A 12,816-nucleotide genomic window follows, 5' to 3' on the forward strand; every position below is an offset into this window, starting at 1 on the left:
TGCCGAAGCTTCGGTCGGCATGCAGACCACCCTTTGGTGCGTCTGCATCCCTCGGTCACGACCAAAAAAGTCTTTGCATGATATGCAAGGACTTTTTCATTTTACATAAGTAAGAAGTTATTTGGGGAAAGTCATGTGTTCGAATGCTGAAATCTCAGCAAGTGTAGAGAAAATTTTGAAAATTAGTTATGCTGAGAGCGTCTGCATCCCTCGGCCACGACCAAAAATGAGGAGTTATGAATTGTGTCATAACTCTTTTTTTTCATCATTATTGCCAATCAAAATCAAATCCATCTGATTACTTTAATGTATGATTCTTTTCTGTCTACTTTTATTAGGATGCCTATCCAGATATTTAATGAAATATTAATATTGAAATTAATAGAATAAATTAATAACATCAATAGATTGGAGTTTTTTCAAAATTTATAACCATCTTATCATTCCAGTTTTTCCATTTTCCAATATATAAAATTATGGTTATCGTCAATGAATTGATCAGACAAGGGATGTCCTTTCGGACAAGGTCTAATAAAATGCTTTATTCAGATTTATCTAGACAGAATAAACAATTGAAAAAACTCATTAACAGTGCTAAAAAAACAAAATTTGGGGAATTCTACAAATTTGATGAAATCCTTAATAATTGTGATAAAGAAGCTAATCAATCACCAAGATGGTATCAAGAATTTAGATCAAGAGTTCCCATATTTGATTACGATAAAATATTTGATGATTGGTGGTACAAATCAATTGAGGGAGAGACGGATGTATGCTGGCCAGGTGAAGTTAAATATTTTGCATTAAGTTCTGGCACTTCAGGCACAAGCAGTAAAAGGATTCCACTAACCGGTAGCATGTTAAAGTCATTAAAAAAAACCAGTATTGACCAGTTGAGCTCATTGATAAATTATGATTCCATACCATTCACAACTTACAGCAAATCTTGGTTGATGCTTGGAGGAAGTACAAAATTACATAAGATTGGCAATTATTTTGAAGGTGATCTCAGTGGTATTGCAGCAAAAAAAATTCCATTTTGGTTTCAAAATTTATACAAACCAGGTAAAAGGATATCTGAAATTACTGATTGGGATAAAAAAATAGAGGAAATAACAAAGAATGCACATAAGTGGGACATTGGAATATTGGTTGGTGTGCCCTCTTGGATACAAATATTACTTGAAAAGATTATTCACTATTACAAGTTAAATAGCATCCACGAAATTTGGCCAAATCTAAGTGCTTACATACATAGTGGAGTATGTATTGAACCTTACAGAAAAAATCTAGAAAGGCTTTTTGGGAAACCGGTTACAACCATTGAAACTTATTTAGCATCGGAAGGTTTTATTGCTTACCAAAGCCATCCAAAAGAAAACTTGAAACTAGTTACAGACCGTGGCATTTTTTTTGAATTCATTCCATTTAATCCGAATAATTTTAATAAAAATGGTGATTTAAAATTAGACCCTGTCACAATGATGATAGATGAGATTGAGGAAGGAGTTGAATATGCCCTATTATTAAGTACTTGCGCGGGTGTTTGGCGATATTTGATTGGTGATACCATCAGAATAATAAATAAGGAAAAAAGCGAAATTGTTGTCACCGGTAGAACTAAGCATTTTTTGAGCCTTTGTGGAGAACACCTTTCTATGGAAAATATGGAAAAAGCAATAGAATTAATTGCTGAAGAATTTAAAATTGAAATTCCTGAATTCACTGTAACAGGTATATCCTCGGGGACTTTGTTTGCACATCAGTGGTTTCTTGGTTCTAATTACTCACTAGATGAAAAAATTGTTTCTGAAAGACTAGATGAAATTCTTTGTGAATTAAATGATGATTATAAAGTGGAACGCCAATCGGCTTTGAAAGAAATCAAAGTTAAATTTTGTTCCCCAAACTTATTTTATAGCTGGATGAAAATTCATGGAAAGTATGGGGGACAAGGTAAGTTTCCCCGTGTATTAAATAGTGAAAAGTATTCTAAATGGCTTGACCATCTGACTCGTTCAGAGCCTACAACCAATACTAATGGACCTTTATCATAATATTGGAAGAGGAATTGCAATTGGTTTAATGTTAACCTTTATGGTTGGGCCAGTTTTCTTTGCTTTAATCCGAATCAGTATTATAAAAGGTTTTAAAAATGGGTTTTATTTTGCTGCTGGTATATGTATAAGTGATGCTTTGGTTTGCTTATTGAGTCTATTTCTAATGGAAGTAATAATAATTGACTCAATTTCTAAAAATGTATTAGGTCTTTTGGGGGGAGCATTTATGGTCGGGTTCGGAATCAATGGTTCTTTAACAAGGAATAAACCAGAAGATAAAAATGAAGTAATCCCAAGAAAAACTCTACCATTAGGGCTTCAAGGATTTTTATTTAATAGTTTGAATCCTTTTGTTTACTTTTTTTGGCTCGGTATAAACGCAACTGTATCGTTTGATAATAAATCTTACACTTTTGAAACGTTAAGCTTTTATTGCAGTATATTAATTACAGTTTTTTCAATAGATTTGTTAAAGGTATATCTAGCTCATAAATTAGCAAAATTTTTGAATCACAGCATAATATTTTATTTAAATTTCTTTTTAAGTTTGGGACTTATTCTGTTTGGTTTGTATGTGATTTATTTTATTGTAATGATCAAGTGACATTCACATTTCTTTTAATTAACTGGCATGACTTTTAACCTAAACCTTTTAATGCAGAAAAGAGATAGTCCTAAAACCTGCTGGAGCCTCTGATAATTTTCCAATCGAAGAGGCCGTATTCAGAGAGAATGTACAAAAGGTATTCCATCATCAGCAATTCTGATTCTTTGGAAATTTTTACAGCATCCTGAACCGCATCTTTTAATCCCTGAACCCTGGAAAGTTCTTTTTTTACTATTTTGGTAATCGGCACCAAAAATATATTGCCCAAAACCTTGAAACCCTGAGAAAAAGGCTATTCCCTAATTGGCTTCCGGAAACTCCTCCTCAAATTTCTTGAGGCATAGATCCTGTGCAATCATAAATGTAGTCACCGGAATATTCAAATTTTTACATTGCATCTCTAGGTTAATGGTTTTATTGATTATTTTAGGATCATGACCTGCACTTTTTTGAAAATAATTTCCATCACAAAATTTGATACAGGTTGGTTTCCCATCTGTAATCATAAATATCTTTCGGTTCCTGGTTTTTCTTTTACGCAGCAATTCCATTACCAATTGAAGTCTGGCGACTGTGTTGGTATGATAAGGCCCGACAGACAAGTTCGGCAAGTCTTTAATTTAAATTTGCCAGTCAACATTCTCTGATGAAGTTAAATTTATTATTCCTGTACAAAGGTTGAATTTTACAGTTACGTTGAACGGTTTAAATACATAAATATTTCAAAAACTTTATGAGACAGGAGACTTTAAGAAATCTGCTTCATTACAAACCTCACCTATCGAATTAGCGTACATCCAATTAGTTGAAGGCGTGTCGTGTTTTTCGAATTCTAAACGGAAAAATATTGAGATTAAATGTTTAGGCTATAGCATTTTGATTTCATTACAGCAAGTGTATCTTTTTGGAATAAATTAAACATAAATAATAAAATTTTTAATAATAATGGCTTATGGGTGCAAAACTCAAATTAGGTGGACGATATGTATAGTCTTTTTGGAATATACCTTATTGCTATTTAAGCAGATGCATTTGCGCCAACTAATCAACCATTTTTTTAAACGATTTTTTTAGATCAAAAATTAATTGCAGTTAAATAATCAATTAACCTTTTGAACTATCAATGTTCGATTAGAAATTGAAGCTGTATTTGAATCTGTATGCCACTTAATTTCAATGGTTTGACCGGCTAAAAGATTAGTTATATATGCATTTGTTCCAAGTGAATTTATCTCACCGCCAAAACTTGATGTGGATTCCATTTCTGTATGGATTATTTTTGAACCATTGCTGTAAATAGAAATAATAATATTTGATTTAGAGTCATTTGATACTTGGCCTGTAAACAATACCAAGAAATTTCCTGCTCCTGGAATAACTGACATGGGTGTACTGAAGGATACATCCGTATTGCTAGTGGTATTCAATGTATTTGTACCTGTAACTTGACTAATCGTGGATGTGTTGGAAGATATAGTAATTGATCCGGCAGCGTTGGTAATGGCAATGCCAGTACCGGCTGTTAGATTTGCTGCAACAGGATTAGCTAAGCCAGATCCAATTAATAATTGTCCATTTGTTAATGCTGGCGATTCAATAATTGCATTCCCGGAAGAAATCATTATTCGATTATTATTTAAAGCAGTTGAAGAGTTTGTTCCTCCATTAGCAATCGGTAATACTCCCGAGACATGTGAAGCCAACCCCACTTTCCCCCAAGATGGAGCCGTTGATATTCCACCTGAGATCAAAACGCTTCCTATTGCCACGCCCGCTAATTTACTTAAAGTTAATGGAGTGCCAGCGTATAAAATATCTCCAATTGTGTAGCTTGTAATACCTGTTCCACCTTGTGCAGCGGTTACAGCAGCATTAGTTGTTAAGATTGTTGCACTGACGTTTGGTAAGGTAAACGTTTTTTCTGAAGCTGCTGGTCCTACAAATTTTGTAAATCCATTTCCAGTTCCTCCATAAGTTGAGGCTATGATATTAATAAGATCTGCACTTCCATTAAAGCTACCACCATAAATATTTCTTGGGGTCGTAAGTGTTGCAGCACTACCGGATGTGTTTTGATTTAATATTGGAAAATCTCCTGCAACAGCCAAGGAAAGGACTCCTGTTCCTGTTGTGGTTTTTAGTATGCCTGTCCCTAGCGTTGCAGTTCCTGATGAATAATCTGTACCCACAGTCGCAATAGATAAAGCCCCTGTACCGCCAGAAGTCTTAACTAATCCATTGGAAGTAAGATTGGATAAAGTGTTAATATTCTGACTCGTGTTTATCGTTATTGTATTACCGATTCTTGTCAAACCAGTTGAAAAAGTTAATGCATTTTCTTTACTATTGAAGTTACTCCAATCTAAAGAAGTTAAAGCTCCTCTGTTAACCGCTGAAGCATTTGGTAAATTAAAAGTATGTAAAGACCCAGCAGAAACAATATTGAAATTGCTACCTGCATTTCCGATTGCAAACGTTTGGATTGAAGTTGTCAAACCATTTAATGAGGTAATTGCATTGCCATTTAGAAAGCTGGAAAATAACCGAGTAGTAACATTTCCAGAAACATCCGTTGTCAGAATTTTGGTATTGGCAGTATTTATTCCAATGCCTTCAAATCGGACACCCAATGTTGTGTGAAGTTGTGCCATTGGATTTGAAGTACCAATACCTATATTTCCAGTATTTTTATTGAATATGTTATTACCTATAATTCCCCATTTACTGCTGTCAACCTCTACCTTTGTCCCTTTCGGATTTATAACTACTTGTGTGTAACTTTTTTCAATCACAAAAAACAAAAAGAGAATTAAGCAAATATTTTTCATCTGGTTGGATTTGAAAATACAGTAACTTATTGAACTATTCAATAAGTTACTGTATCAGAATTGTTTAAATGTAATAAAACAAGAATAACTTCCTTTGATCGGATGAAGATCCTTATTTAACCCACTGCACTTCAATGACATCACCTGTTTCTACCAATGTTGCCATAGCCGGTGTTAACGTTAATATCCCAGGAGCGGTTAAATAATCCGCAGTACCCAATAGCTTTGCACCGTTTCTGAAAACCCAAACCTTGGATACGGTGGCTGGTAAATTGGTTACTAAATACACTGCCTGGCCTGTTGTTGCCGTAAAGTTCTGATCTCCACTTTGCAGAATGGACTCAGAAGTCACTCTTCGTAACGTACCATCAGGAGCGGAAACAACCAGACTGTCTGTTGATAAATTACCGCTTTGTAAACCTGTAATTTTCAAATTGTTAATCGCATCAGTAGATATCGTAGTCGGTTTGGTTAAAGCTCCTCCTAATTCTACTAGGTTGCCTGTTTTTGTTAAACCATTACTAAATGTAAGGGCATTAAAAAGTGAAGCAGCAGAAATGAAACGAATTTCGCCCGTTGTTGGATTGACTACCATTACACTATCGGTGGTGTTAGACCCAGATTGCAAGCCTGTGATGGCTAAAAAATTGGCAGCAGAAGTTACAATGGTCGTTGGTTGAATCAACGGACCTCCTAATTGAACAAGCTTTCCTGTTTTGGTTAGGCCATTATTGGCTGCATTGATATACCCAGAAAGCAATGAAGCAGTATCTGCATACCTGACAAAATAATCCAACGAATCACTCAATTGATTAGGAGTTACGAATAAAATTGTACTGTCTGATTTAGTAATCACAGCCGTTGAACTGTCCAACACCCATTTGATAGTACCTTTGTTATCAATAACTTTGGTTACTATCTTTTGAGCATTTACCATAGATCCTAAGGATATGGCAAATAAGAAGAGAAATAAAACCTTTTTCATGTATTAATTTTTAATTTATAATTTAATTTATTAATGTAAAATTTATTTTAATTGTACTATGTACATTTCATCCCCTTGCACACAGGGTATTTCTGACATAATCGATTGGACGTTATGGAAAACAAAGGATATCATTACTCCATTTCTGAACAGGAGAATTTTATTGACGTCCGTAATAACATCGGGAGTATCAAAAACAAGTTGACCAGAATTCAACACAATTTCTGTCCGCTTCAGTGCTCCCATAATAAAACTACTGGATGGAACCGATTTAATTCTTCCGGCATCAGGATTAACTACCAATAGATTATCGGTTGTAAGATCGCCAGCATTTATACTGTCAATGATGAGTTGGCCTTTTACGTGTAATGCGGCTTCAGGTGTGGAAGTCCCTATACCGAGCCATCCTTCCTCTGTTATACGTAAACGCTCAGTGTTATTTGTTTTAATGACCAACGGTGAAAGATCGGTTGTACCTAAAAAATGTTCTGTGGCATTTGTTCCACTATTACCAGAAAGATTCCAAGAAGCTGAAGAGGTGGATCCTGCATTTACCTTTATCCATTTTGAACCATCACTGTAATAAATGCCTGGGTTAATATCATTCACCGTTGACAGATTATATACAAACATTCCCTCTACGAAGAAACTTAAAGGTGAGGGTGTAGTTGTTGAAAAAAGCGACAGTCTTGGCAATAAAAGTCCCTTGTTTTTAGATTCAATTTCTACAGCTGAATTGGGGTTTATAACAGTTGGATTGTCGCCAATTTTAACTTGAGAAAATAAGTTTGAGCAATAACTTAATACTACAATGAACATTGTAATAGATAACAGCTTATGTATTGGATTATTTTTCACTTTTCTTTCAATTAAAGGCCTATTGTATAATAAATTTCTGCGTGCTTCCGATCTGTTTTCCATTTTCGTTTATCACGATGATGAAATATGTAGCAGCAGAAAAGTTTAGTAGTTTTATGTTTACTTGATTTCGGCCTTCTTTCACATGAATGGATTGCAACATAATTCTTTGGCCAATGGAATTAAATAGGATACAATCAGCTCTTCCTCTATAAGCTGTTTCAAAATTTATGTATATATTTTCATGGGTGGCAACAGGATTTGGAAATAAAATCATATATTCGACAACTTTACACTTATTTAGGCTGCTAATTACAGGTGAATACAAAAACGATCCGTCTGTATTTATCATTTTTAAACGGTAATACATTATTCCCGAAGGTTGATCCATAGAAATGCTATACTGATTTTGCGTTGATGAACCAGCAGCCTTAACTGATGCTTTGAAATAGAAATTAACAGCATCATAACTCTGTTCTATACTAAAAAAATCGGTATTGATTTCCTGGAAAGTAGTCCAGTTTAATATTGCAAAGCAATTCAATGATGTTGCGTAGAAGTTTGCTAATTGTAATGTTAATGGAATGGCAGGTTCAGTACTGCCCACCGCAATAGCTGTTATTCCTTTTACCATGGTACCCCGAAGAGTACTGTTTTCAGTATTACCACTTGCGGTTGAAGCTGCGCTTAGGTCAATCCAAGATATTCCATTCCAGCCTACCAATCGCAAATTTTGTGTTTGTCCGAATGCAGTCATATCGGGAATGCTTACTATTATGGTGAGACCTGCTCCTGTGCCAGAAGTATTACTTCCCATTTTTGATGAATCACCAACTTGCCAATCCCATTGGCCATCTTTACTTATTGCAGCAATAGGAGGAGAAACAGAAAGCACTGAGTGTTTACCTGCGAACGGTGAAGTGGGATCAAGGTTGTAACTTGGGTCTCCTAGAATCCACGCTGTGGCATATGCTTCTGTTGTAACAAATGGCGCAGAAATTTCAAGTGTTCGAATATCTTTTCCAGTTCCAACGGGAAATATAAATGGAGTATTCCCATATTTTTTAATGTAACCGTCTATGTTAGCGTCATCGGTACATCCAATAAAATTCGCAGTGTCAAATACACTGAAATAACCGGGAATGGCTAATCTTTCAGTACTCCATGCAATCCCATTAACCGCAGAAATATCCATAATGCCGAAGTTGGTCATTTCTCCTTTTGAAAAGACTCTGTTACCTTGAGCATTGCCCAATAAAGTTGAAATAAAAAAGACTAAGACAAGTAACAATTCTTTCATTTTGGAATAAGCCTATTCATAAACTGTATGAATTTTTCGGCATTCCAAAGGTACCTTCCGTATTTATCAAGAAGTTACACAATTGTAGTTATTAGTTACATAAATGCCTTGATTTGTTTTGCAAATCAAAAATTGAGAAAGCACAAAATGCTTCCAAAAATAAATTTCCCCATATTACTTCCCACATCAATATGACTCACTTAATATGCAATAACCAAAATCTCTGATAAATAGTAAAAATTTACAGTAGCTTCAACTTTTCTAATTAATTAGAATTAAAATTAAATTTGTTTTTTAAATAAAATCATTTACACATTCTTTTGGTAAAAAAAATATGTAATTTAAATTTTATACAAAATAAAACGTCAACATAGTAACGAAAAATTCTTAACAAACTAAATTATTAGTGAAGCATAAAAATTAAATCACAATACTAAATTTCCGAATTATAAATCTAATTCAGAATAAAGCTTTTCAATACTCGCTACAGCAGGCATTTCTCATGATTTCAAAACTCTAATTAGATTTTGCTTTTAAAATTTAACTTTCTAAAAAAAAAATTACCCTAAACCTTTCAAAGCCGAAAACAGGTAATCCTGAAACCTGCTGGAGCCTCTGATAATTTTCCAATCGATGAGGCCGTACTCAGAGAGAATGTATAAAAGATATTCCATCATCAACAACTCTGATTCTTTAGAAATTTTTACTGCATCCTGGACCGCTTCTTTTAATCCCTGAACTCTGGAAAGTTCTTTTTTATATTGGACTTCTGTGTTGTTGTAAAAAAGGTCTACTGCATTTCCTTCTTCAAACCAAGAGATGATGTCTTTGTATTTTTTCTTGGCTTCTACCGGGGATTTACGTTGCAGCTGATCAATTCCATTAAAATATTCAGTTGCCATGCTCTTCATTGCCAGGCGAATGAGTTTGTGTGCGACCGCCTCAGCGCCCTCCTGCTCTCCTTCATAAACCATTTCTATTTTGCCTACAATGGCAGGAATGGCGGCCATTAAATCACCAATACGCACAGACGCTTTGCTTTCATGTGATTGCAGCATTCTCAATTCAGCAGCACTCACGACACTCTCATAAGCAGAAATCGCCAATCTAGCGGATACGCCGCTTTTCTCATCTACGTATTCACTCTCACGTGCTTCGAAGGCTATTTGTTCAATCAGATTTTCAATTAAATGTGGGACTTTAATTTTCTCCTGGCCCTGAGACAATTTTACTTCTTGTTGAGTGATTTGTCTTGCAATTTCAATGGTATCCGGATAATGAGTAAATATCTGCGCCTGGATTCTGTCTTTTAAAGGTGTGATGATCGCTCCCCTACTTGTATAATCTTCCGGGTTGGCAGTAAAGATAAATTGCACATCCAACGGAAATCTTAACTTGAATCCACGAATCTGCACATCCCCCTCCTGAAGAATATTAAAAAGCGACACTTGAATTCTCGGTTGCAAATCGGGTAATTCGTTGATCACAAAAATTCCTCTGTTTGATCTTGGAATAAGCCCAAAGTGAATGGCCTCTTCACTTGAATAATTTAATTTTTGATTGGCAGCCTTTATTGGATCGATGTCCCCGATCAGGTCTGCAATGTTTACATCTGGAGTCGCCAATTTTTCTGTGTATCTATCATCACGGTGCAACCATGAAATCGGGGTTTCATCACCCAACTCATGAATAAGCGTACGAGCATACCTGGACAATGGTTGAAAAGGGTCGTCATTTATTTCTGAACCCTTTACTACCGGAATGTACTCATCCAAAAGCCTTACCATTAGTCTGGCCATTTTAGTTTTAGCCTGACCACGAAGTCCTAAAAAATTTATGTTGTGTCCACTTAAAATGGCTCTTTCCAAAGAGGGAATCACCGTATCTTCATAACCTTGTATTCCTTCGAAAATAGTTTCTCCTGTTGATAATTTTTGGATCAAATTATCTCTCAATTCTTGTTTAACAGATTTGGATTTGTATCCTGATGCTTTCAATTCTCCAAATGTGTGAATCTTATGCTGCATATTAATTTTTTCTTTTTTTACTGTTTTGGTAATCGGCAAAAATATATTGCCCCAATCCTTGCAACCCTGAGTAAAAGGCTTTCCCCTGATTGGCTTCTGTAAACTCCTCTACAAATTTTTGAAGATATGGATCCTGTGCAATCATAAATGTGGTCACCGGAATATTCAATTTTTTACATTGTATCCCCAGGTTAATGGTTTTATTAATTATTTTAGGATCATGTCCTGCACTGTTCTGGTAATATTTTCCATTACTCAATTTGATACAGGTTGGTTTTCCATCTGTAATCATAAATATCTGTCGGTTCCTGGTTTTTCTTTTACGCAGCAATTCCATCGCTAATTCAAGTCCGGCGACTGTATTGGTGTGATAAGGTCCGACTGACAAGTAAGGCAAGTCTTTAATTTGAATTTGCCAGGCATCATTTCCAAAAACAACTACATCCAAACTGTCTTTAGGATATCGGGTGGTAATTAATTCTGCCAATGCCATGGCCACTTTCTTAGCAGGCGTAATGCGGTCTTCTCCATACAAAATCATGGAGTGTGAAATGTCAATCATGAGCACTGTTGCCATTTGGCTTTTATGCTCTACTTCATGCACTTCAAGATCGTTTTCCTCCAGATTGAAATCTTCCAACCCGTTTCTAATCTGAGCATTTTTGATGCTGGAATTAAAATCTATTGTTTGTAGTGAATCACCAAATTGATAAGGCCTTCTGTCCTCCGTCAAGTCGCCGCCATTCCCTACGTGTTTAGAATTATGCCCACCCTTTTTATCTTTTTTCAACACTCCGAATATCTGATCCAGGGCTTTTTGTCTGATGAGTCTTTCTGATTTTGGCCCCAACTCTGTTCCCTTCCCATCAGCTGCAGGCAAAACAAAAGCCTGTCTTTCCAAATCCCTTCTAAAATCCTCCAAAGTGTAATCAGGTGTAGTTATTTTATGCTCCCGATCAATCTGTTCCATCCATTCAAAAGTCTCCTCCACATCTCCGGCGGTGTATACCATGATTTCCAGAAATAAGTCCAGGAGCTTCTCAAAGACAGTCCTCTTGTCTTCTTCCGGAGTGAATTGAGTAAATCTAGAACCAATCATGCAACATAAACTTAGATCTGTTACAATTGTTCAGAAACTCGCAAATAAAATCATTTTGTGCCCAATAAATGTCCGACGACATTAAAATATAGCACTGCAATGCTCATCTAATAATTTGATTCCAAAATTATCATGCTTGCAACATGCAGGTCAGGAAATCGTTCAAATTTAAAATAAGTATTTCTTAAAGTAGATATTGCTTTAAAATCTTCAGAATTCAATTTTAAAAAAATGATTACCCTTTATAATTATAATGTAGGAGTGATTAATTCATTGAGTTGAATTCGGTAAATAATTAATCTAAAAATTACCTTTCAGGGTGAATTTTAAACCTGGTTAATGTCATTAATTGGTTATCAAATCCAAAATTATTAAAAAATATTTAGAGAAACCAAACGAGATGTTTGTTGGTAAAAAAAAATAAAATGAAATTATTTAATGTTCCAGGACACGGACCAATCTGGCAGGGACTCCTGCAATCAGACTGTAGTCAGGAAAACTTTTGGTGACAACAGAACCCGCAGCCACTATGCAACATCGCCCTATTTCTACTCCATGCAACACGAGTACATGCGCACCCAGAAAGGTTCCTTCTCGTATGACAATGGGGCCTGTTTTTCTGGGGTAAAGAGCTGACATAGGCATTTGACCAAGATCCATGTGCGTCATCAACATAGAATGTGCTCCAATTCCAACCTCGCTTTCCAGATAAATTTTATCGACAAGGTCAAAGAAAACACCTTTACCGATTACGCATCGATCTCCAATTGAAAGATTTGAGAAATCATTGGTTGCAGATTCATCTCCCGTAACATTGTCCATCCTGTAATAACCCTTAAAATGTATTTTCTTCCCAAGTTTTGCTCCATAGTTCATCAAAAGTATGGGAACAAAATATTTAGGACAGGATTCTAATTTTCTAACCACATACTCCACACCAAGAAAAAATGCGAAAAATCGAATTTTTAATAAGTATAAATTTGACAATAAAAATTTAAACAAATTCTTCAACATTGGTTCATTCTAGTATTCATATTTATTTCGGCAAGCCT

11 protein-coding genes are annotated in these 12,816 nt (G+C 35.3%); 2 read left to right on the forward strand and 9 right to left on the reverse strand.

What is annotated here, in order from left to right:
- Positions 1–476: 476 nt before the first annotated feature.
- Together IPJ53_12345 and IPJ53_12350 are read left to right on the forward strand one after the other, a co-directional pair.
- Entirely contained in the window at positions 477–2,057 is a 1,581-nt protein-coding gene (locus tag IPJ53_12345) for a GH3 auxin-responsive promoter family protein (GenBank protein ID MBK7799891.1), read from the forward strand.
- Positions 2,041–2,664 carry a LysE family transporter gene (locus tag IPJ53_12350; protein MBK7799892.1) on the forward strand — a complete coding sequence of 208 codons (624 nt, stop codon included), beginning with the start codon at positions 2,041–2,043 and terminating at the stop codon, positions 2,662–2,664. Before IPJ53_12345 ends, IPJ53_12350 begins: the two co-directional genes overlap by 17 nt.
- A 70-nt stretch (positions 2,665–2,734) precedes the next feature.
- Here IPJ53_12350 and IPJ53_12355 read toward each other — a convergent pair whose 3' ends face one another.
- From IPJ53_12355 to IPJ53_12395, 9 genes are all read right to left on the reverse strand, one after another.
- Positions 2,735–2,917: a hypothetical protein gene (locus tag IPJ53_12355; protein ID MBK7799893.1), complete on the reverse strand. Its 183-nt coding sequence runs from the start codon at positions 2,915–2,917 to the stop codon at positions 2,735–2,737.
- 49 nt (positions 2,918–2,966) lie between these two features.
- Positions 2,967–3,278 (reverse strand): hypothetical protein, encoded by a 312-nt coding sequence (locus tag IPJ53_12360; protein ID MBK7799894.1) that lies wholly within the window; start codon positions 3,276–3,278, stop codon positions 2,967–2,969.
- Positions 3,279–3,767: 489 nt separating this feature from the next.
- The gene (locus IPJ53_12365; protein MBK7799895.1) at positions 3,768–5,495 is read right to left on the reverse strand and encodes a hypothetical protein; all 1,728 of its coding nucleotides are present in this window, start codon (positions 5,493–5,495) and stop codon (positions 3,768–3,770) included.
- 112 nt (positions 5,496–5,607) lie between these two features.
- A complete protein-coding gene (locus IPJ53_12370; protein MBK7799896.1) occupies positions 5,608–6,480 on the reverse strand; it encodes a hypothetical protein in 873 nt (290 codons plus the stop codon).
- 42 nt (positions 6,481–6,522) lie between these two features.
- Positions 6,523–7,338, reverse strand: coding sequence for a hypothetical protein (locus IPJ53_12375; protein MBK7799897.1), 816 nt, complete (start codon positions 7,336–7,338; stop codon positions 6,523–6,525).
- Between the two features lie 19 nt (positions 7,339–7,357).
- The gene (locus tag IPJ53_12380; protein ID MBK7799898.1) at positions 7,358–8,638 is read right to left on the reverse strand and encodes a T9SS type A sorting domain-containing protein; all 1,281 of its coding nucleotides are present in this window, start codon (positions 8,636–8,638) and stop codon (positions 7,358–7,360) included.
- A 560-nt stretch (positions 8,639–9,198) separates the two neighbouring features.
- Positions 9,199–10,665 carry a sigma 54-interacting transcriptional regulator gene (locus tag IPJ53_12385; GenBank protein MBK7799899.1) on the reverse strand — a complete coding sequence of 489 codons (1,467 nt, stop codon included), beginning with the start codon at positions 10,663–10,665 and terminating at the stop codon, positions 9,199–9,201.
- A 1-nt stretch (position 10,666) separates the two neighbouring features.
- Positions 10,667–11,764 carry a hypothetical protein gene (locus IPJ53_12390; protein MBK7799900.1) on the reverse strand — a complete coding sequence of 366 codons (1,098 nt, stop codon included), beginning with the start codon at positions 11,762–11,764 and terminating at the stop codon, positions 10,667–10,669.
- 435 nt (positions 11,765–12,199) lie between these two features.
- Positions 12,200–12,778, reverse strand: a complete 579-nt coding sequence (locus IPJ53_12395; protein ID MBK7799901.1) for an acyltransferase — start codon at positions 12,776–12,778, stop codon at positions 12,200–12,202.
- Positions 12,779–12,816: the final 38 nt, after the last annotated feature.

Source organism: Candidatus Vicinibacter affinis (genome assembly GCA_016714365.1).
Taxonomy (GTDB): Bacteria; Bacteroidota; Bacteroidia; order Chitinophagales; family Saprospiraceae; genus Vicinibacter; species Vicinibacter affinis.